Source organism: Oleiphilus sp. HI0125, from assembly GCF_001635355.1.
The window spans coordinates 1-334 of record NZ_LWGF01000483.1; the positions used below are offsets into that span (position 1 = coordinate 1).

1 protein-coding gene is annotated in these 334 nt (G+C 45.2%); it reads left to right on the forward strand.

Features of this window, described 5'->3' with window-relative positions; translation table 11 throughout:
* On the forward strand, nucleotides 1–334 hold a 334-nt coding region (locus tag A3762_RS06215), incomplete at both ends, for an ADP/ATP-dependent (S)-NAD(P)H-hydrate dehydratase (RefSeq protein WP_197469070.1).

The following is a 334-nucleotide window of genomic DNA, read 5'->3' on the forward strand; positions in this document are numbered from 1 at the left end:
CTTGTCGGAGGTAACAAAGGATTTGGCGGCGCAATATTAATCGCATCTCAAGCGTGCGCTAGAGTGGGCGCCGGCTTAACATCTGTCATTACGCATGAAGACTATCTAAACAGTGTTATCCTTCACCAACCAGAAGTAATGGCTCATACATATAACCCGATCGAAAGTAACACGCTTTTTGAGATGGCTGATGTCATTGCAATCGGCCCCGGCTTGGGTAAAGACGAATGGGCCGAGAGACTTCTGAAACGGACTCTCAACGAAAACTGTTTTAAAGTGTTAGATGCTGATGCTCTCAACATCCTCGCAGAAAACCCAATTTTAATTGAAAGTC